We start from the raw sequence: 18,873 nt of genomic DNA on the forward strand, positions 1-18,873 counted from the left end.
AATCCGGAAAAAGGGCTATGCCTTTGGAGATAAGCCTTGCGCAACACCAGTTCGGGGCATGGAAGTTGCTCGTCTTCGCTCAGGGCTGAGTAACCGGACGGGGAGTTATCAATGGTGCGAACACGACCGCAGTGGTGGCCGCTCTGGCTGGGGCGTATTCGCCCCGAACAGGCACGCAGCGTGCGCAAACTGCTGGCCGGATTGCCCTTGTGCCAGGTGCACGCTGACGGTGCCTTGTCGGGTTTTCTGGATCGTTTCGAAGCATTGTTGCCGACCTGCAAACTGAATCTGATCCTGGGCGGCGAAGACCTGGGGCCGGCACGGCGCGGATTGCTCGAGGGCTGTCAGGACGTTGCGCGTTGCCCTTGGCGTGACTCGGCACTGCCTGATGGGGCTCAGGCCTGTGGCCCTTGCCGGCAACGGGGCGTACATCGCCTGCTGTGTGCCTTGCCGCACAGGGACGATTCGAGCAAAGGGGTGTTGTTGCTCGATACCCCACAACCGGTCCATGCAAGCTGGCGCCAGCTGCTGGAAGAGGCGGCGCAGGCGGTCGGCGTCACCGTGCGCTTGCGCTGCTACACCCGTGAACAACAGCGCAAACAGGCTACGTCCCGGCACGGCGCCCTGGCCCGTGAGCTGCACGACTCGGTGGCTCAGCAGTTGGGTTACCTGTCGTATCAGGCGCGTTGGCTGCAGTCGAAGTTGGGCGAGCCTGCGCAGGCCTTCGCCGCGTTGCAGGAACTGTGCGGCGGCTTGAGTCAGCTGCAGCGCCAGGTGCGCGAGCTGATCACCAGCGCTCGTCTGACCATGGATGGGCGTTCGCTGCGCCAGGCATTGGCCGACTCTGTCGCCGAGTTTTCGCGGCGCTGCATCATCGTTTTCGAACTGGACAATCGCCTGACCGATGACGCTTTGAGCCCGGAAACCGAATTGCAGATTCTGCAGATCATTCGCGAGGCACTGGCCAACGCGGTGCGCCATTCCCATGCGCGGCATGTGCGCATCGAGTTGCGGCAAAACCAGGACGGCGATGTCTCGGTGACGGTGGAGGACGACGGCATCGGCCTGAGCCCTGCATCGGGGGAGGACAACCATTTCGGCCTGGCGATTATCCGCGAACGCGCCGCGAGCATCGGCGCCCGGCTGAGCATTGAGGCGATCCGCCCGCACGGGGTTCGCGTACACCTCGGCCTTTGCCATCACCAAGACCTGCCACAGGGGAGTTTCGATGGACTGCACGACCTTATTACTGATCGATGATCACCCGCTGTTTCGCAAGGGCCTGGCGCAGTTGTTCGGCGCCAGTGACGACTTCGAGGTGGTGGGGCAGGCCGCCAGCGGCCGCGAAGGCATCAACCTGGCGGTGAGCCTGGCACCGCAGCAGGTCTTGCTGGATCTGCACATGCCTGGCTTGAGCGGTTTGCAGGTGCTCGATGAACTGCGTCAATTGCGCCTCGACTGCCAGGTGGTGGTGCTCACTGCGTCGATGGATCGCGCCGAGCTGTTGACCGCCCTGCGCCTGGGGGCCAGCGGTTACGTGCTCAAGGAAACCGAGCCCGATGCCTTGCTGGCCTACATGCGCAATTGCCACAAGGGCGCGATTGTCCTGGATTCGACCCTGATTGCCCTGTTGGCCGATCAGGACGAATCGTTGCACCGCCCCGCGCAGGATGCCGATCCTCTGGACACCGGCAACCTTACTGAACGCGAGGGCCAGACCCTGGCCCTGATTGTCGCCGGCATGAGCAACAAACAGATCGGTCGGGAGCTGGGGATCAGCGATGGCACGGTCAAGATCTATGTGCGCAATCTGTTGCAGAAGCTCGGCCAGCACTCGCGTCTGGAGCTGGCGGCGTGGGTACACAACGGCGCGTCGGTGAGACACGAGGAGCGGCATTAGATGATGGAACGGCCAGAGGCATTTGTGCAGGCACCGTCCTTGCACCTGATGGATCGCTTTCCGGCGGCGTTGCTCGAACTGCGCGATAACGGGCAGATCGCCCACTTCAACCTGGCGTGGGTCGAGCTGATGGACAGGCCGGGTCCGGAGCGCAACCTCATCGATTATGTGCACCATGAGGACCGTTCGTTGTGGCGTCAGGCCTTGCATGAACTGCGTCGGCGCCCCGAGACTTCCTTCAGCCAGCGGTTGCGCTTTGTTCACCCCTCGGGGGAGCTGCGTTGGTTTGACGTCAGCCTCAAGCGCGAGACTCAGGGTTTTTATCTTGTGGCTGGGGACATTACCGCGCACAAACGCCGCGAGATTGCCTTGCAGGCCAGTCAGCGCAGCAGCATGAGTTTGCTGGACAGCATGCCGGGGCTGATCTATCGCGGCCGCAACAATCGCGATTGGACCATGGAATTCGTCAGTGCCGGTTGCTTGCAACTGACCGGGTATCCACCGGAGCGGCTGGTGGACAACCATGAGTTCACCTACAACAGCCTGATCCTGGCGCAGGATGCCGATTACGTCTGGCGTGAGGTGCAATATGCCCTGTCGCGGCAGGAGCCATTCGAACTCAACTACCGGATTCGTTGCGCCGATCGGTCGATCAAGCACGTCTGGGAAAAGGGCGTGGGGATCTATGCCGACACGCGTGAAGTGCTGGGAATCGAGGGGGCGATTTTCGAGCGTAATACCGACCAGGAACCGGGGCGTTGAACGCAGGTTTGCGGTGTGGCCCTCGGCGTTTGGGCGACGCTGTTTCGGAGTAACATGTGGCCCAACGCAAATTGCCAGAGGGAACGGTATGTCTTCGATCATCAAGCCGATTGGTGCTGCTGACACCAATCAGGCAGCTGCAGCGTTGTGTGAGTTGTGGCCGAAATACTCTCCGGCGGAGATTACCTCCAGGATCGACGAGATGCTTCGCCCCAATGGCTACAACCTGATCGGCTTGTGGGAAGAAGGCCAGGCGTCGGCCGTTTGCGTATTGGGCTACAGGATTCAATATTCACTGTGGCTGGGGAAGTCGCTCTACATCGTGGACATTGCAACCCTGCCTCAAAGTCGCGGCAAGGGTTACGCCTCGCGATTGGTGGCTTGGGCTGAAGAGGAGGCTGCGCGTCAGGGGTGCGCGGCAGTGCATCTTGACTCCGGGGTTGGTATGGATAGAGCGGCTGCTCATCGTCTCTACATGCAACGCCATTACCAGATCGCCTGCCATCACTTCCTGAAGCGCCTGGATTGATGCGCAGGATGACAGATGACTTGAGGGCGCAGGGTCAGGATCGTCTGGCTGAGGCATGGCGTTCCTCCATAGAGGGTGAAACCATAGTCCAGGAGGCGGGTGCATGAGCGGATCGCAGGCAAAGAAAAGCCCGGCACGAAGTCGGGCTTTTCTGTTTGGGGTCAAATCCTTTTGTATGCTCAATCTGCGCTCAATTCTGTGAGCGTTTCGTGAAAAGCAAGTTGCCGAAATGAAAAAAGCCCGACACTTGGTCGGGCTCTTTGTAGATGGGCCAAATCCCTTTGGCTGCCTGCATTGTGCGGGGCCGGTGTGACGAAGGCGTGACAGGGCGGATGTGAAAAGCCCGGTGCCGGAACGCGGTGCCGGAACGGGCTTTTTGATGACGGGGTCGGGTTGGTTATCGATTAAAGCGCTCGACCAATGAGTGCTGGGTGGACGCAGTTCTGGTCAGTTCTTTGCTCAGGCCCGCCGATTGGTGTGCTTGTTCCGAGGTTTGATCGGCCAGGTGGGCGATGGTTGTGATATTGCGGCTGATTTCCTCGGCAACGGCGGTTTGCTCTTCAGTGGCGCCGGCAATCTGCGTGGTCATCTCGGTGATGTGAGCAACCGCTTCACTGATACCCACCAAGGCCTTGTCTGCCTCAAGCACCCAAGTCACGCCTTCTTCGGCCTGACGCTGACCACGCTCCATGGATTGCACAGCGTTATTGGACGACGCCTGGAGCTTGGTAATCAGGTCATGGATCTGGGTGGTGGATTGCGAGGTGCGCTGTGCCAGCTGACGGACTTCATCGGCCACTACTGCGAATCCCCGGCCCATGTCGCCGGCACGTGCCGCCTCGATGGCGGCATTGAGTGCCAACAGGTTGGTCTGATCGGCGATGCCTTTGATCACGTCAACGACGGTCCCGATTTCGTTGCTGTCCTTGGCCAATTGCGCAACCGTCAGCCCGGTTTCACCGACGACTGTGGAGAGGCGTTCGATGGCCTCGCGGGTGTCTCGGGCCACATCGCGGCCGCGACCCGTGAGCAAATTGGCTTGTTGGGTGGCATCCGCCGTGCGCTGGACGTGGCTGGCGACTTCCTGGGTGGTCGCTGCCATCTGGTTAACGGCCGCAGACACCTGCTCGGTTTCGACGCGCTGGCGATCAAGGCCGTTTGAGCTGTCAGTGGCCAGCAGATCAGATTGTCCAGCCAGCGCACTGAGTTGCTCGGCGGTGTCCTGCAGGCGCGTCAGGCAAGTCTTCAGTCGCGCGGCCTGACTGACGAAGGCCGTCTCCAGACGGGCTTGTGGTCCGCGCGCATTGCTGTACATCTGAGCGATCAGAGAGTCGGAGGTCGAGGGCTCGGCCATCTGTAACAGGCGCAGAGTTCCCCGAGTCTGCCAGCGCGAAGAGAGCAAACCGATCGGCACGGCAATGCCTGTGGCCACGGCTATTGCCACGGGGGCGCTGAAGAACAAACCGCTCAAGGAGCCCACCAAACCCATGGCGACATAGGGCAGACAGTCCAATAGAGCGGGCAGCCAGCTGTCCTGCCGAGGGATGGCCGGCTTTCCCTGACTGATGCGCTTATAGAGGGATTCAGCACGGCGGACCTGATCAGCCGTCGGCTTGACCCTGACCGATTCAAAGCCGACGACCTGGCTGCCTTCAAATATTGGAGTGACGTATGCGTTGACCCAGTAGTGATCGCCATTTCTGGAGCGATTTTTGACGATACCCATCCACGGGCGGCCTTGTTTGAGGGCACCCCACATGTGGGCAAATACGGCAGGGGGGACGTCAGGATGACGGACGATATTTTGCGGGGCACCAATCAGATCGGCTTTATCAAAACCACTGACTTCTACGAAAGCGTCATTGCAATACGTAATGACGCCTCGAACATCTGTTGTCGAAATAAGCTTCTGTTGAGGTGCGAGTGAAATCTCGCGCTGTGTTACAGGCTGATTATTTCTCATTCCGACTGCTCCTTGGTTCCTTTGAGAGGCCATCGACTAGTACGTGAACAAGATTAGTGTCTTTTTCTAAAAATATTTTTTATAAAAACGAGTTGCATTCGTATTGTCGGGCTGTTTTGGATCTGTATTGCTTGTTTGGATAGGCTATTGATTTTAATTGGGAAAATTCGTATGTGACCCAAAAAAACGCGACGTTTTTAACGTGTACGCGTTTATCTTGGCTAGCGGCTTGTCACTTCGGCAGGGCGGGCAGTCAGTACGTGCGGGTTCACTCCCTCAGCCTTTCTTCAGCCTGGTGTTTTCGCAGGAGTGGTCGGCCCATTAATGGCTTTGATTTCGTTGAAAATTTGGCGAATTGCGGCCAGAAAGTGCAACTGGATAGTCATACCTGAAAGAAGCCCGGCCACTGCGTCGGGTTTTTTATGGGGGCTCCATTCCCTGACTATTCTCAATTGACCGGAAATGGCAGAGTGAATTTACCTATGAAGCGGAATTGGAATTACATCAAGGCACTTCTTGAGCAAGTCGAACAGGCAAATAGAAAGGGAATTCTTCAAGAGCATGCTCTGAACGTAGCGCTTGGTCACGACACTCATGACCAGGCCAAAAAGGAGCAGGCCACCCATGCACTCCAGCTCATCGTCAAGGAAGCATTCGTGGAGAGCACCGTGGACGCCTCAGGCGTCGAGACTTTGATCTCGCTCACATGGCGAGGCCATGACCTGCTGGATGATATGAGAGCGAACGTCGCCAAGTACGAGTTCAAGCACTTTCATTAAGTCTTCGCTTGCCAAGCCCCGCCATCAAGCGGGGTTTTTTGTGCCTGCGATTTCCCAAATCCCTCTAAGCTTCTGGTTGACCCACTCATCAATGGCGCGCGCGCATTGCGGGTGGAAGGCCCTCAATTGGAGGCGGTTATCCAGCCACGCATTCAGTTCGTAAAGTGCCACACGCACCGCGCGAGGGTAGTCCTCCAGAGCGGCAAGCAAGCGCTGCCGGGCGCTTTCAGTTGGCTCAATATCTCTGGTCTGAATGTATTGAGTGATGAAGCGCTCGATGCAGCAGAACTCTGATGATGACAGATGGATCATGCTGAGATTTGTTGAGCGTGTGCCGTTAGCTGGAGCGAACATCCATGATTCCTTGCTTGTGCATGCGGAGACTTAAAGCTCGTTATTCGGGGTGTTTGTAGTGGGGTGGAGGAAAAGGCGGGGCGGATGATACTTATTTCCATGCGTCGTGTACGTTTATCAACACGCCATCATCGACGAACGGCGTAAGACTTTAGTCTTGTCATTCAAGGTGAGTTGCCGCAGTTAACGAACAGGTATTGGCTGCGGTTTTCCATCGGCTTCTGCCCAACCGGGAAGGCCTGGCACCGCGCAATGAAGCGGATGAATGTCACCGGTTCTCCCTACCCAAAGTCGGACGGCTGGCGTTTTATGGCCTGGCCGACTATCTGGGTGAGGTCGTCGAAAAAGCGGATGGCTTGACGGTGAGCGCCGCGATTGACCACGGTGCGGAACGGTGCCCGAACATCATGCTCGGGCACACCACTGACTGACGTGTTGTCGAGTGCCGGGTAAAGGTCCTTGATAAAAGGGCGTTGCAGTTCGGCATTGCCATCCCGACAGCCAAGCCTTGACCAGAGGACGGTGGCAGGCGGTGTCGGTGTCCAATGGCCTGTTCAATAACGTGCTGCTCCCGCAGGTCAGGTCGCTGCCGGCAACGTGCTTACTTCAAACTCTTGAGATAAGCGATGAGGTGCTGACGACTCTGCGCATCGGGCTGCCCCGGGAACATCATCATGTTGCCCGGCAGCAAGCTGGCAGGGTTTGTCAGCCACTTGTCCAGGTTGGCGTCATTCCACTGCAGCTTGGCGCCTTGCAGGGCGGCGGAATAGGTAAAAGCCGGTGCCTGGGCGCTGGCGCGATTGAACACGCCGTGCAGGCTCGGCCCCATCAGGTTCTTACCCGCTTCGGGGCTGTGACAGAAACCGCATTGAGTACTGAAAAGGGCCTGGCCCTGAGCGACGTCGCCCTGGGCTTGCGTCAAAGGGGTTGCCAGCAGCAGGGCGCTGGCAACGAGCAGTTGTACGTGGGTCATTTCGTTTCCTACAAATAGCAAAGCCCCGCCAAGACAGGCCTGGCGGGGCCTCAAGAGCAATCAGAATGAATTGGCGAGGTCGATGCCCGACTTGCCTGGTGCCAGAATGTTGTTCGGGTCCAGCGCACGTTTGATGGCATGTTCAAGTTTGCGTTTGACAGGGCCGTAGCTCTGCGCAACCCGATCCTGGAATGCTGTGTTGACGCGGTATACGGCGTAGCCTTCCTTCTCGAATACATCGAGCAGTTCGGCAAAGCAGGCGTTAGCGCGTTTGGTCTCTTCCGGGTTGGAGCGGTCATACAACACGTCGATGACGTGGTGCATGTCGCGCCAGCCGACGATGAACTCGCCGACATAGTCCAGACCGTGCTTGTTGAGGGTCTTCTTGGCCAGCGCCTGCTGTTTGTCGCACTCGCTGCCTCGGGCCTGGCTCACCGGCGCGAACCACATCGAGCCGCCGCCGCCACGCCAGTTGTACAGGCCAAATTCCTGCAGGTTAGGTACCCCGGACATCAACTGGGCGCGGTACTTGAACGGCTGGGTGTCGCCGGCCTCTTCCTGGGTGACGATTCGCCCCTTGCCCAGTTGCTTCAGGGCTCCAGTGACGATTTTCCAGTTGACGTCGACCTGCTCCTGGGTGCCGTACAGCGCCGCATAGACGTTCCAGGCGCCGAGATTCTTGTCTTTCTGAATTTGCTTGAGGATCGCGTCAGAGGTCGCGCCCGGCTCGGTGGTGTAGTCGGAGCGGCGGGTGTTGCAGGTGGATGCCTCCCAGAGTACGCCTGCAATGACGACCGAGTTCGGAATGACTTGGGCGATACGCAGTGGGCGGATGAATTCGACGATTTCGGCGATGTCCGATTCGTTCTCGAACTTGATCTCGAACGGTTTGAATACCGGCGGTTTCGGCATCAGCCAGAAACCCATTTTCGTGCAGATACCGTAGTTGGCTTGGGTGAACATTCCGTCCAGCGTCGGGCCATAGCCCCACTTGAATACCTGCCAGGCATTGTCACCTTTCACTCCGCCCATGCCGGTTCGGTAAACATCGCCGTTAGCCAGCACCACTTCCATGCCGCACTGCATCAGAAAGTGTTCGCCATAGGGTGTGTAACCCACGCCACGATCCATGGTGTTGCCCAGCGGGCCGGCGATAGCCGAGGGTGCAGAGAACGACAGCATCAACGGCAGTTGGTGTTCCTGGATGTAGTCGTACAGCTGCTGATAGGTCACCCCCGGCTCTACCAGGGCGGTACACAGTTCCGGGTCGATGTGGAGGATTTTGTTCATTTTCTTCAGGTCAAGTATGACCTGACCTCGCTGGCCTGGCGCAGCCGAGCCGTAACCGAAGTTACGACCCGTGGAGATGGTCCACACCGGGATTTTGTGTTCGTTGCAGATCTTCACCACGCCTTGCACCTGTTCGACGGTGGTGGCGGTGACAGCGGCAGACGGCGTGTGCTCGGCATTGTCCACGGCGATCATGATCTTGCTGTACGGGATCAGTTGATCATCTTTGGTCAGGACGTTTTCATCGCCCAGCAATTTGCGAAACTTGGCCATTGCTTGCTCGAAGTTTGCGCTGTTGACGCCGCGCGGGAGCAGGGGCTTGTTGTTTTTCTCAGTCATTTGGTTAGCTCCTTCAAGCCTCGATCGAAAACGAAACGAAATTGCCGGTCAGCGGCGATGGGCGGCTGGCGACCAGTGGCGCTTGGCCTGTGTTGGCGGTGCCCAGGGCGGCGAGGGTGTAGCCCAGCGTGGCTGCCCATTGCTCGGAACCGGCGTTGTTGCGTGCGGCCGCGGACACTTGCAGCGGCGCCTGTTGGCCATGCAGGCGGTATTCGCTGAGGCTGAAGCCTGTGCCGCAGGCGTTCAAATTCAGGCCCAGCTGCGGGGCGCAGCCGCTGGCGGCCTCGGCGCTGAGCAGGTGGTGCTGCGAGGCATTGGTCGTGGCGCGGTGCTGGCCGATCCACTGCACGCGAGCACCAGCGCTGCGCGCCAGGTCAATGATCAGTGCGGCACTGGCATCGTCGACCAGGCCGATGATGCGTTGTGGTTGACCACTGCGCAGGCGTTTATCCAGGCCGAGCATGAAGCTCAGACCGAGGTCGGTACGCTGTACCTTGACTTGCCCGCCTGCCGGACTGGCGCTAATCCCCTGAAGGAAGGCCGACTCGGCGACTTCGCCGCTGACCAGGGCCAGGGTCGGCAGAACCGGATGGGCCTGACTGCCCAATACACTGTTGGCCATGGTCAGACCCGAGCTGCTCATGGCCACACCGGCCAGGCCGCTCAAGGCCATGCCCTTGAGCAGTACACGACGTTCTATGTTCATGCCTGACTCCTCAAGGTTTGGCCGCGGGGGCGGAGGTTTTGGAAATGTATTCGGCCACTTGTTGCAGCGAGTTGTCGTCGATGAACGAGGCGGGGAAGGCCGGCATGGCACGGAAGCCGTGGCGTACGATCGCAGTGATGTACTGCGGTGGCAGTTGGCGGCCGGTGATTTGCGGGCCGACCTTGTTTTCGTGGCAGTGGCCACACACCTTGGCATAGACGTTTTCGCCGCCTTTCCAGACGCCGTCGCCATCGGCCGCTGCATTACCAGCCAGCAGGATAAACGGCAGGGTGAAGCAGGCAGCAAGGGTCCGTTTCACAGCAGGGCTGTTGAGGAGTGAGGGCATTTCGTACTCCATATTCTTATTGGTAGGTTGGTTCATGGAAGGCCGGATTCGGGTCAGAACGGATACGGTCTTGGGGCGTGTTGCAGGGTGATCCAGTGGTCGGTGGTGAACTCGTCAATGGCCCAGTCGCCGTTGAAGCGGCCAAGGCCGGAATTCTTTTCACCGCCGAAAGGTGCATTGGGTTCGTCGTTGACCGGGATGTCGTTGACGTGGGTCATGCCGGCGTGAATGCGTTGGGCGAATTGCACGCCGCGTTCCAGGCTGGAGGTGAACACGGCGCTCGACAGTCCATATTCACTGCGATTGGCCAGTTCCAGGGCATGCTCGGAATCGCGGGCGGATTGAATCCCGACCAGAGGGCCGAAGATTTCTTCACGGGCGATCTCCATGTCGGCAGTGACCTGGCCGAACACGTGAGGCGGCAAGACGTTGCCCTGGGCTTCCCCGCCAACCAGCAACGTGGCGCCTTCGGCCTTGGCGGTGGCGATCTTCTCCTGGAGGCCAGCCAGTTGCTTGCTGTTGATCACGGGGCCGATCACGGTCTCGGCTTTGCTCGGGTCGCCGTAAGGCAGGGCTTTGACGCGTTCGACAAAGCGCTGGGTGAAGGTTTCCAGCAGCGGCTGCTCAACGATGATGCGGTTGATCGCCATGCAGATCTGGCCCTGGTGAAGGAACTTGCCGACCACAGCGGCGTTAACGGCTTGTTCGATGTCGGCATCGGCCAGGACCACGAACGGGCTGTTGCCTCCCAGCTCGAGGGCGACATGCTTGAGGTGCTCGCCGCCGCTGGCGATTCGGCCGATATTGCGGCCGACCTGGGTCGAGCCGGTGAAGGAAATGAACGCCGGTACCGGGTGCTCGACGAAGGCGTCGCCGATTTCCGCGCCGGAACCGACCACCACGCTGAGTACGCCTGCTGGCAGGCCGGCTTCCTCGAAGATGCGCGCGAGCAGCAGGCCGCCGGTGACGGGGGTGTCACTGGCCGGTTTGACCACCACGGCATTACCCAACGCCAGGGCGGGTGCCAGGGAACGGGCGGTCAGGTGCAGGGGGAAGTTCCACGGGCTGATCACACCGATCACGCCCAGCGGCGTACGGTAAACGCGGCTTTCCTTGCCCGGGATGTTGGACGCAATGATGCGGCCATGCACGCGGCTTGGCAGGCTCGCCGACTCCAGGGTGATGGCGCGTGCAGCGCCCCATTCGATTTGCGCCTTGATGCGCGTGCTGCCGGACTCGCGGATGATCCAGTCGATGATTTCTTCACGACGCTCGTCGAAGATCTTCACCGCGTTGAGCAGCACCTGGCCACGCTCGGCCGGCCCCTTGGCAGCCCAATGGGCCTGGGTCTCGCGTGCCTTGCGGTAGGCCTCGTCGAGGTCCTCGCGATTGGCCAGTGTGATCTGCAACAAGCTTTTCTGGGTGAAGGGGTCGAATACGTCCAGCGGACGACCGGCGCTGCCGGCGCGCCATTGTCCGGCGAGGGGCTGCAGTTCAAGGTTTTGATAGGCAAGACGAGTAATGGTCATGGAGTTTTCTCTCTTATTGGTGCGAAAGGGCATCGATCAGGGGCGCCGCCGATGATCGAAGACTTTTTGCGGTTTATCGTTGCAGGAACCCGGGGATGCTCCGGCTCAGCCCTGGGGCTGGAGCGAGCAGGCGGCCTGGCTCATCACCTGCGGATAACAACTATCGTGCCAAGCCTCGATGCGATGACTAATGCTCAATAAAATCAAGTAGTTAGTTGAATTTGTGGTGGCCGTGGAAAGTTCGTGGGTCGACGTTATAGGCGCCAGCGCGGAATTTTATGAAGAGGATGCTGCAGGCCGCTGAAAGCTCAACGCCCGGTGTTTTTCGGTTTTTATCTGTGCGGTTATCGGACAAATGTGGGGTCGCATGGCAAGTGGTCAGTCATTGACGGATTGACCGTACGGGTTGTCCGGGCATACTTGAAACTTTACTTCCCTGCCGCCTGTTGACCCTATGACTCCTAATAACAATAGCCGTCCTGCCGATGAGGAATTCCTCAAGCAGATGCTCGGCAAACAAAAGCGCTATATCGTTGACCGGGCCAGCCAGTTTGGTGCCAGCGGTCTGCCTTCGGCAGAGCAATTGGCTGAAACGGTGGCTTTCGCACCCCAGGAAGGAAGCATCTGGTTATGTGGCCAGCGGGTGATGCTGCTGCAGGGCTCTGCCTTCGGCGCCATTCGCCGCGAACTGATCGATGCGCTGGGCTTCGACAAGGCACGCGGCCTGTTGACCCGCATTGGTTGGCAGGCTGGAGCACGCGACGCCGCCCAGGTCAGCGAACAATGGCCGGAAGGTGATCACGCCAGTCTGTACAGCGCCGGCCCGCGACTGCACATGCTCGAAGGCATGGTCAATGTCGAGGTGGTGCGCTTCGAGATCGACTCGGGTATCGGTCACTTCTATTCCGAATTTCTCTGGCACAACTCGCTCGAAGACGACGAACACATTGCCGCCTACGGCCTGGGGGGCGAACCGGCCTGCTGGATGGAGATCGGTTATGCGAGTGGTTATGCGTCGTCACTGCTCGGTCGCCTGGTGGTGTTTCGCGAGCTGGAATGCCGTTCGATGGGGCATAAAGCCTGTCGCATCGTCGGCAAGCCGGCCGAACAGTGGGACGATATCGACGTTGACCTGGCGTATCTGGATCCGGGCGACTTTCTCAGTCGCAGCACTTACACCTCGGGCGTTGAGACCACCGTTGCCAAACTGGAAGAGCCTGGAGACGGCAAACCGTTGGTGGGTATTTCGGCTGCGTTTGTCGCGGCAAGCCAATTGCTGCAACGTGTCGCGCCGACGCAGGCGACGGTGTTGTTGATCGGGGAGTCGGGCGTCGGAAAAGAGCTATTCGCCCGAACGCTGTACCAATCGAGTTCCCGGCAGCATATGCCGCTTGTGGCGCTCAACTGCGCGGCCTTGCCGGAGAATCTGGTGGAGGCCGAATTGTTCGGTGTCGAGCGGGGGGGCTTCACTGGCGCCGAGCGTTCGCGGCCCGGGCGTTTCGAGCGAGCCCATGGCGGGACGTTGTTCCTCGACGAAATTGCGACCTTGAGCCTCAGTGCGCAGAGCAAGATTTTGCGAGCCCTGCAGGAAGGTGAGATCGAGCGGGTCGGTGGTACGGCGCCGATCCGCGTGGATGTACGGATTATCGCGGCGACTAACCTGGATCTGCGTCGCGAGGTTGAGGCCGGGCGTTTTCGTGAAGACCTGTTCTACCGACTGAATGTTTTTCCCATTCATCTGCCACCGTTGCGGGAACGTCGCGAAGATATCCCGTTGCTGATGAGTTATTTTCTGCGCCATTTCAGCTTGCGCCATGGGCGTAAGCTGGCGGGGTTCAGCACGCGGCTGGTCAACGCGCTGCTCACTTATCGGTTTCCCGGCAATATTCGTGAGCTGCAGAACCTGATCGAACGCGGTGTGATTGCCGCCGGTGACGGTGAGGTGATCGACATGGTGCATCTGGCCGAGGCTGGAGCGCCGTTGATGGCGACGGCCATCGGCCTGACCCCTCAAGGGCGCTTGTCTGCCGTTCAGCATGAGGCGGCGGATGAAGTGCCGACAGCCGCGCAATCAACGGAAGAAGAGGGTGGCGCAGACGCACTTCGCGAGCCCGTTCTGGAGAGTTTGCAGGCCTTCGTTTCCGGACGCCAACGGGTGTTGAATATGTCCCTGGAAGAAATCGAGCTGCGCCTGGTACGCCTGGCGCTCGAGCGCTCGGGGGGGAACATCACCGCGGCGGCACAAATGCTCGGCATGAGTCGCGCGCAGGTCAGTTATCGCCTCAAGGGGAGCTAGGGCCGAAACCGGCAAGCGGGCAATGCAACGCCCCATGATCTGATGGTCATGGGGCGTTGTCATGGGTGGCGTCGGGGTAGGCTCAGAGCGGGATCGTGAATTTCAGCCAATAGGTCTGGCCATCGGCACGGTTGCGTACACCGGATTCATCTTGCCATTTGGCGCTGAGAAACCAGCCATCCTTGCTGGCGTACTGGATGGCCGGGCCGACGGAGAAGGAGCTGCCGCGGTTGCCGTCAGCGGCATCGACAGCGGCTGCGGCGGCGCAATGAGCGGCGCTGCACTGGTCATCGCTCACTTGTTTGTAGGCGTGGCCACCGATGCCCAGTACCCAGCCATTGCCCAGGCCCCAGCCAAGGGTGTAGTCGGCATGAAGCTCGCGGCCGGATTGGTAGTGGGTGTCCTGGTTTTCGAAGTTGTAATCGTACATCAGGCGCACATCGGCGTTGAAACCCGCGGGGTCCATGTAGGTCATGGCATATACCGCTTGTACGGTGTAGTAGTTAGTGCCGAGGTTGACCAGGTCGTTCTTGTCATACTCGCCGCCGGTCGGCACCACGAAGTCGACACCCATGGCGGTGTGGAACTTGTCGCTGTGGTGGAACCCGATCACCGGACCCAGGTGAGCGTCGCCCAGGCCGCGCTTGTGGTCGTGCGGGCCGTTCTTGATGTTCAGCCGTATGTCATTGAGCGGTAGCAGTGCGTGGAAGCCGAGGTCGCCACCAAGTACTTTCTGGTCGGTGACCCAGACAAACCGTGGCACGAGCGTCGTGACGCGCAGGTCGATGTCGGCCGCTTTGTCGCCCGCGTTATCGCGCAAGGTGTCGGCCATATAGTTGCCGACGAACAGCTGCCCGTAGGTACCCGGTGGCGGCAGAACCCCCATGCCGTAGATTTCGATACCCATTGGCCAGGAGGAGACACCGCCTTCGGTAGCCTGAACCAGTGATGTGCTGCCGGCCAGGAGCAGGCCAGCGCCGAAGGCAAGGGAAGTGCAGTGAGTGAGTGTTTGACGCATGAGAAGTCCAGCCTTTTTATTGTTGTGAACGATGCGGGATATGAATTCCCGCAAGGTCGCTTCTCAACTATCGTGCCAACTCCAATTATTAATTATTGTGTTTAAAATCAATGATTTACGAATTAATTGATGCGATTGAAATCTCTTCTTCTGACGCGGTCGGCGGTTTTTGTTAAGAGAATTCGGCTGGCCGCGGAAAGTTCGAATGTTCAGGTATCGCTGTCGCCATGCCTGGCCGCATGGCGGAAGGCATTCGGAGTCTGGCCACTGAGGCGGCGAAAAAAGCGCGAGAAGTAGGTGGGGTCGCTGAAGCCGAGATGATCGGACAGATGGCTGATACTCATGTTGGTATAAATCAAGCTTCGTTTGGCTTCCAGCATCACACGCTGGTGAATCATTTGCAGCGCCGTTTGCCCTGTCAGTTCCCGGCACAAGGTATTGAGGTGCACATTGGAGAGCCCGATGCGATGAGCAAAGGTATCGACGCAAAGGTGCTCGCGGTAATGCTGCTCTATCAACCTGATGAAATGGCCAAGCATGTGCTGATTGCGCTCGCCAAGGTTGCGTGGTGAGGTCTTCATTTGTCGTTGTCGACTGATCCAGACCATCAGTACGCTGACCAACGAGTGCAGTTGCAGGTCACGGGACGGCGCGCTGTTCAGGTATTCGTGGTGGAGTGCGGTGAACAGGGGCGTCAGATAGCGGCGCTCGCGTCCGACCGGGTAACAACCCGTTGAGGCTAAAACAGTCAGGGGGGCGCCCATTTGTTCCTCCAGCCGGGCGACCAGTGGAGCACTCAGGGTCAGGACGTAGCCTTCGATGTTTTCTGAGAAATGAAAGCCATGCACCGTCATGGGCGGGACGACCTGAATGGCCGCTTCCAGCACATCACTGCGCTTGCCCTCGATCTCGACCACGGCCTGTCCGCGCTGGACATATAGCAGCTGAAACAGGTCGGCATGGCGGTGTGGCTTGATCTCCCAATGATGCAGGCTGCTACGTTTGGGAATGGACTCACAGTGCAGCAAGTCAGACGTTGGCCACGTCTGGCTTTCGCCGTACAGCTTAAATACGGGGATGTTGGGGAGACCTGTTTTCATTGTTCAACCGACCTGCCGGGAGTTAATGCGAGGAGGTAGTTCGTTAATCGATAATCGAACAGAATTACTAAAAGTGCAATTTCTCGTGGGGTTTATCCCCTGTTTTTCGAAAATTTGTCAGTAAAAATGCAAGGGAAGAATAAATCTAAAACATCCGGCCGCCGTTTCTCATCGGCTGGAGTGCCTACGAGAAGTCAAAATAATGAAAACGCAGATCGCTATCATCGGTGCGGGTCCTTCCGGTCTTCTGTTGGGCCAATTGCTGCACAAGGCCGGTATCGACAATGTCATTATCGAACGCCAAACGCCTGAGTACATCCTCAACCGTATTCGTGCCGGGGTGCTGGAGCAAGGCACTGTCGACATGCTGCGCGAAGCCGGTGTCCACGAACGCATGGATGCCGAAGGCCTGGTCCACGACGGCGTTGAGTTGCTGGTTTCCGGCAAGCGCGTACGTGTTGACCTGAAGGGGCTGACGGGCGGCAAGACGGTCATGGTCTATGGCCAGACCGAGGTGACCCGGGATTTGATGGACGCTCGCACCGCCAGTGGCGCTCCAGTCATCTACTCAGCGGCGAATGTGCGACCGCACGAAATGAAGGGCGAAAGTCCCTACGTCACCTACGAAAAGGATGGCCAGACTCATCGGATCGATTGCGACTACATTGCCGGTTGCGACGGATTCCACGGGGTTGCCCGACAGAGCATTCCCGCAGAGGTGCTCACCCACTACGAGCGCGTGTATCCATTCGGCTGGCTGGGACTGCTATCCGACACCCCACCGGTCAACCACGAGTTGATCTATGCCCACCACGACCGTGGCTTCGTGTTGTGCAGTCAGCGCTCGCTGACCCGCAGCCGTTACTACCTGCAAGTACCGCTGACCGACAAGGTCGAGGAGTGGTCCGACGAACGCTTCTGGGATGAGCTCAAGGCACGTCTGCCACAGGACGTGGCGCAAAAGCTGGTGACCGGTCCATCGCTGGAAAAGAGCATCGCGCCGTTGCGCAGCTACGTCGTCGAGCCGATGCAGTACGGCAAGTTGTTCCTGCTCGGCGACGCCGCCCATATCGTTCCGCCAACCGGTGCCAAGGGCCTGAATCTGGCCGCCTCGGACGTGTGCTACCTGTATCGCATCCTGGTTAAGGTCTACAAGGAAGGACGTACGGACTTGTTGGAGAAATACTCCGAATTGGCACTGCGCCGTGTCTGGAAGGGGGAGCGTTTCAGCTGGTTCATGACCAACCTGCTGCACGACTTCGGCGATCACAAGGACGCGTGGGACCAGAAGATGCAGCAAGCCGACCGTGAATATTATTTCAACTCACACGCCGGTCTGGTCAACATCGCAGAGAACTACGTGGGCCTGCCCTACGAAGATATCGAGTAATCCGCTTCTACCGCGCCCACCGTCAAGCAGTGGGCGTTGAATGACAAATAAGGAGGTGGAAATGGGCCTGTTCGACTGGAAACACTGGCTGGTGCTCTTGCTCGTAGTGGCGGTGCTGTTCGGTGGTAAACGCCTGAAGAGCCTGGGATCCGACTTGGGCGAGACGATCAAGGGTTTTCGCCGCTCGGTGAGCAGCGACGACGAGGCGCAGCCTCAGGTTGCAACGCCAGCGCGGGTGCAGAGCGATACTGCACAAACTCCGCTGACACAAAGCGAACAGGCACCATTGGGCCGTTAATCGCTTCTCGATTTGCACCCTTCGTTTACCGAGGACCGAGTTCATGTTGTTTAAGAGTTCGATGCGCACACAGGTGCTGGCGTCGATAGGGGCCAGCCTGTTGTTGGTCATGCTATCGGTGCCGCTCTGTGTGTACTTTTTCACTAGCGTCCTGTCTGAACCGACATGGTTCACGGGAGCCCTGGCACTTCTCGCCGTTGGTGTGCTGGCGTGGTTGCTGGCTCTGAGGTTGTTCAACCGTGTGTTATTCGCGCCACTGGGTCATTTGCTCGAATGCATTGAGCAGTTGGATAGAAGCCATGGCGCTGAACGGGCAAACAATGCCCGGATAGACCAGGCGGGTAGCCTGCAATGGGCCATGGATACTTTGCGTGATGTGCGCCTGGAGACTTCCATGCGCCTGGAACAGAGTACCCGCCAGCTGGATGCGGCCAGTGGCGAGCTGAATTCGATCGCAATCGAGTTGGGTCAAGGCATACAAGACCAGAGTCTGCGCCTGGATCAGGTCGCTACTGCAATGGAAGAAATGGCCAGCACCGCGCAAGAAGTTGCAAGCCATGCCACGCGAGCTGCACGCGCCGCCGATGATGCCGAAAACGCGACCCAGCAGGGCGAAAAAGCAATGGTAGGCATGGTCAACGGCATCAACGACATCCGCGATGAAATCACCAACACGGCTAAAGTCATCCATCGCCTGGCAGATGACAGTGGACGAATCGGTGAGGTGCTTGCGGTCATCCACAGCATTGCAGAACAGACCAATCTGCTTGCGCTGAACGCCGCCATTGAAGCTGCCCGGGCCGGCGAGCAGGGTCGAGGCTTTGCCGTCGTGGCCGATGAAGTACGCAACCTGGCACAACGTACTGCCCAGTCCACGGCTGAAATCAACACCATCATCGCCACCGTGCAAAAGGGCGCAGAAAGTGCGGTACAAGCCATCGAGAGTGGGAAGCGCAGCATCGAGAGCGGCATTGATCAGGTCCAGCTCGCCGGCAAGATTCTGGGCGGCGTAACCGACGCGGTGCAGACCATCTGCGACATGAACCAGCAGATCGCCGTTGCGGCCGAAGAGCAGACGCTGGTCACCGAAGATATTTCACGCAACCTCAGCGAATTGGTGGTGATTTCTGCGAGCAATCAGGAAAACGTGCGACGCACCGAGAGTGCGGGTAAAAGTCTGCACCTGGTGGTCGGCGTACTCACCGAGCTGGAAAAATGAATACCTGTGCTGCGCAGCCTGACACCCGCCATCCGAAGGCGTCGACCAACCGCGGGTTTCAGGTCCGATACCCTGATTGAGG

The 18,873-nt window shown here is 58.9% G+C and carries 19 protein-coding genes; 10 read left to right on the forward strand and 9 right to left on the reverse strand.

Features of this window, described 5'->3' with window-relative positions; translation table 11 throughout:
• The first annotated feature begins 111 nt into the window (after positions 1 to 111).
• The 4 genes from JQF37_RS09445 (at position 112) to JQF37_RS09460 (ending at position 3,191) form a co-directional block, all read left to right on the forward strand.
• Positions 112 to 1,260 (forward strand): ATP-binding protein, encoded by a 1,149-nt coding sequence (locus JQF37_RS09445; RefSeq protein ID WP_223272680.1) that lies wholly within the window; start codon positions 112 to 114, stop codon positions 1,258 to 1,260.
• Complete coding sequence (locus tag JQF37_RS09450; RefSeq protein WP_047530823.1) at positions 1,229 to 1,900, forward strand: response regulator; 672 nt, start codon at positions 1,229 to 1,231, stop codon at positions 1,898 to 1,900. The genes JQF37_RS09445 and JQF37_RS09450 overlap by 32 nt, the downstream gene beginning before the upstream one ends.
• Positions 1,901 to 2,662 carry a PAS domain-containing protein gene (locus JQF37_RS09455; protein ID WP_130207783.1) on the forward strand — a complete coding sequence of 254 codons (762 nt, stop codon included), beginning with the start codon at positions 1,901 to 1,903 and terminating at the stop codon, positions 2,660 to 2,662.
• Between the two features lie 88 nt (positions 2,663 to 2,750).
• Positions 2,751 to 3,191, forward strand: a complete 441-nt coding sequence (locus tag JQF37_RS09460; protein WP_130207785.1) for a GNAT family N-acetyltransferase — start codon at positions 2,751 to 2,753, stop codon at positions 3,189 to 3,191.
• Between the two features lie 397 nt (positions 3,192 to 3,588).
• Here JQF37_RS09460 and JQF37_RS09465 read toward each other — a convergent pair whose 3' ends face one another.
• Positions 3,589 to 5,154, reverse strand: a complete 1,566-nt coding sequence (locus tag JQF37_RS09465) for a PAS domain-containing methyl-accepting chemotaxis protein (protein ID WP_130207787.1) — start codon at positions 5,152 to 5,154, stop codon at positions 3,589 to 3,591.
• 470 nt (positions 5,155 to 5,624) lie between these two features.
• Between JQF37_RS09465 and JQF37_RS09470 the strand changes: the two genes are divergently transcribed.
• Positions 5,625 to 5,933 (forward strand): DUF2513 domain-containing protein, encoded by a 309-nt coding sequence (locus tag JQF37_RS09470; RefSeq protein ID WP_189340411.1) that lies wholly within the window; start codon positions 5,625 to 5,627, stop codon positions 5,931 to 5,933.
• 24 nt (positions 5,934 to 5,957) lie between these two features.
• Here JQF37_RS09470 and JQF37_RS09475 read toward each other — a convergent pair whose 3' ends face one another.
• The gene (locus JQF37_RS09475; RefSeq protein WP_130207791.1) at positions 5,958 to 6,287 is read right to left on the reverse strand and encodes a hypothetical protein; all 330 of its coding nucleotides are present in this window, start codon (positions 6,285 to 6,287) and stop codon (positions 5,958 to 5,960) included.
• Between the two features lie 197 nt (positions 6,288 to 6,484).
• On the opposite strand from JQF37_RS09475, the gene JQF37_RS09480 reads away from it, so the two are divergent.
• Complete coding sequence (locus tag JQF37_RS09480; protein ID WP_189340412.1) at positions 6,485 to 6,718, forward strand: hypothetical protein; 234 nt, start codon at positions 6,485 to 6,487, stop codon at positions 6,716 to 6,718.
• A 170-nt stretch (positions 6,719 to 6,888) separates the two neighbouring features.
• Here JQF37_RS09480 and JQF37_RS09485 read toward each other — a convergent pair whose 3' ends face one another.
• Genes JQF37_RS09485 through pchA form a run of 5 tightly spaced genes read right to left on the reverse strand, consistent with a single transcriptional unit; the run spans position 6,889 to position 11,470 of the window.
• Positions 6,889 to 7,260 carry a c-type cytochrome gene (locus JQF37_RS09485; RefSeq protein ID WP_130207793.1) on the reverse strand — a complete coding sequence of 124 codons (372 nt, stop codon included), beginning with the start codon at positions 7,258 to 7,260 and terminating at the stop codon, positions 6,889 to 6,891.
• Positions 7,261 to 7,320: 60 nt separating this feature from the next.
• Entirely contained in the window at positions 7,321 to 8,889 is a 1,569-nt protein-coding gene (locus JQF37_RS09490) for an FAD-binding oxidoreductase (protein WP_130207795.1), read from the reverse strand.
• A gap of 13 nt (positions 8,890 to 8,902) precedes the next feature.
• On the reverse strand, positions 8,903 to 9,595 hold the full coding sequence (locus JQF37_RS09495; protein WP_130207797.1) for a hypothetical protein: 693 nt from the start codon (positions 9,593 to 9,595) through the stop codon (positions 8,903 to 8,905).
• Positions 9,596 to 9,605: 10 nt separating this feature from the next.
• Positions 9,606 to 9,941: a cytochrome c gene (locus JQF37_RS09500; RefSeq protein WP_130207799.1), complete on the reverse strand. Its 336-nt coding sequence runs from the start codon at positions 9,939 to 9,941 to the stop codon at positions 9,606 to 9,608.
• Between the two features lie 53 nt (positions 9,942 to 9,994).
• A complete protein-coding gene (gene pchA, locus JQF37_RS09505) occupies positions 9,995 to 11,470 on the reverse strand; it encodes a 4-hydroxybenzaldehyde dehydrogenase (protein ID WP_130207801.1) in 1,476 nt (491 codons plus the stop codon).
• 454 nt (positions 11,471 to 11,924) lie between these two features.
• On the opposite strand from pchA, the gene JQF37_RS09510 reads away from it, so the two are divergent.
• On the forward strand, positions 11,925 to 13,766 hold the full coding sequence (locus tag JQF37_RS09510) for a sigma-54-dependent Fis family transcriptional regulator (protein ID WP_130207803.1): 1,842 nt from the start codon (positions 11,925 to 11,927) through the stop codon (positions 13,764 to 13,766).
• An 82-nt stretch (positions 13,767 to 13,848) separates the two neighbouring features.
• On the opposite strand, the gene JQF37_RS09515 is transcribed toward JQF37_RS09510, so the two are convergent.
• Complete coding sequence (locus JQF37_RS09515; RefSeq protein WP_130207805.1) at positions 13,849 to 14,784, reverse strand: transporter; 936 nt, start codon at positions 14,782 to 14,784, stop codon at positions 13,849 to 13,851.
• Between the two features lie 209 nt (positions 14,785 to 14,993).
• Positions 14,994 to 15,884 carry a helix-turn-helix domain-containing protein gene (locus JQF37_RS09520; protein ID WP_130207807.1) on the reverse strand — a complete coding sequence of 297 codons (891 nt, stop codon included), beginning with the start codon at positions 15,882 to 15,884 and terminating at the stop codon, positions 14,994 to 14,996.
• A 202-nt stretch (positions 15,885 to 16,086) separates the two neighbouring features.
• Between JQF37_RS09520 and pobA the strand changes: the two genes are divergently transcribed.
• The 3 genes from pobA (at position 16,087) to JQF37_RS09535 (ending at position 18,791) form a co-directional block, all read left to right on the forward strand.
• Positions 16,087 to 17,274 carry a 4-hydroxybenzoate 3-monooxygenase gene (gene pobA, locus JQF37_RS09525; protein ID WP_130207809.1) on the forward strand — a complete coding sequence of 396 codons (1,188 nt, stop codon included), beginning with the start codon at positions 16,087 to 16,089 and terminating at the stop codon, positions 17,272 to 17,274.
• A 61-nt stretch (positions 17,275 to 17,335) separates the two neighbouring features.
• Positions 17,336 to 17,572 carry a twin-arginine translocase TatA/TatE family subunit gene (gene tatA, locus JQF37_RS31805; RefSeq protein ID WP_130207811.1) on the forward strand — a complete coding sequence of 79 codons (237 nt, stop codon included), beginning with the start codon at positions 17,336 to 17,338 and terminating at the stop codon, positions 17,570 to 17,572.
• Between the two features lie 43 nt (positions 17,573 to 17,615).
• Positions 17,616 to 18,791 (forward strand): methyl-accepting chemotaxis protein, encoded by a 1,176-nt coding sequence (locus JQF37_RS09535; RefSeq protein WP_130207813.1) that lies wholly within the window; start codon positions 17,616 to 17,618, stop codon positions 18,789 to 18,791.
• Positions 18,792 to 18,873: the final 82 nt, after the last annotated feature.

Source organism: Pseudomonas sp. MIL9, from assembly GCF_016887925.1.
Classification (GTDB): Bacteria; Pseudomonadota; Gammaproteobacteria; order Pseudomonadales; family Pseudomonadaceae; genus Aquipseudomonas; species Aquipseudomonas mohnii.

Excerpts from the sequence above, each read along its gene's own strand:
- JQF37_RS09445 (WP_223272680.1), top strand. The coding sequence starts at position 112 with ATGGTGCGAACACGACCGCAGTGGTGGCCGCTCTGGCTGGGGCGTATT.
- JQF37_RS09450 (WP_047530823.1), top strand. The coding sequence starts at position 1,229 with ATGGACTGCACGACCTTATTACTGATCGATGATCACCCGCTGTTTCGC.
- JQF37_RS09455 (WP_130207783.1), top strand. The coding sequence starts at position 1,901 with ATGATGGAACGGCCAGAGGCATTTGTGCAGGCACCGTCCTTGCACCTG.
- JQF37_RS09460 (WP_130207785.1), top strand. The coding sequence starts at position 2,751 with ATGTCTTCGATCATCAAGCCGATTGGTGCTGCTGACACCAATCAGGCA.
- JQF37_RS09465 (WP_130207787.1), bottom strand. The coding sequence starts at position 5,154 with ATGAGAAATAATCAGCCTGTAACACAGCGCGAGATTTCACTCGCACCT.
- JQF37_RS09475 (WP_130207791.1), bottom strand. The coding sequence starts at position 6,287 with ATGTTCGCTCCAGCTAACGGCACACGCTCAACAAATCTCAGCATGATC.
- JQF37_RS09485 (WP_130207793.1), bottom strand. The coding sequence starts at position 7,260 with ATGACCCACGTACAACTGCTCGTTGCCAGCGCCCTGCTGCTGGCAACC.
- JQF37_RS09490 (WP_130207795.1), bottom strand. The coding sequence starts at position 8,889 with ATGACTGAGAAAAACAACAAGCCCCTGCTCCCGCGCGGCGTCAACAGC.
- JQF37_RS09495 (WP_130207797.1), bottom strand. The coding sequence starts at position 9,595 with ATGAACATAGAACGTCGTGTACTGCTCAAGGGCATGGCCTTGAGCGGC.
- JQF37_RS09500 (WP_130207799.1), bottom strand. The coding sequence starts at position 9,941 with ATGCCCTCACTCCTCAACAGCCCTGCTGTGAAACGGACCCTTGCTGCC.
- pchA (WP_130207801.1), bottom strand. The coding sequence starts at position 11,470 with ATGACCATTACTCGTCTTGCCTATCAAAACCTTGAACTGCAGCCCCTC.
- JQF37_RS09510 (WP_130207803.1), top strand. The coding sequence starts at position 11,925 with ATGACTCCTAATAACAATAGCCGTCCTGCCGATGAGGAATTCCTCAAG.
- JQF37_RS09515 (WP_130207805.1), bottom strand. The coding sequence starts at position 14,784 with ATGCGTCAAACACTCACTCACTGCACTTCCCTTGCCTTCGGCGCTGGC.
- JQF37_RS09520 (WP_130207807.1), bottom strand. The coding sequence starts at position 15,884 with ATGAAAACAGGTCTCCCCAACATCCCCGTATTTAAGCTGTACGGCGAA.
- pobA (WP_130207809.1), top strand. The coding sequence starts at position 16,087 with ATGAAAACGCAGATCGCTATCATCGGTGCGGGTCCTTCCGGTCTTCTG.
- tatA (WP_130207811.1), top strand. The coding sequence starts at position 17,336 with ATGGGCCTGTTCGACTGGAAACACTGGCTGGTGCTCTTGCTCGTAGTG.
- JQF37_RS09535 (WP_130207813.1), top strand. The coding sequence starts at position 17,616 with ATGTTGTTTAAGAGTTCGATGCGCACACAGGTGCTGGCGTCGATAGGG.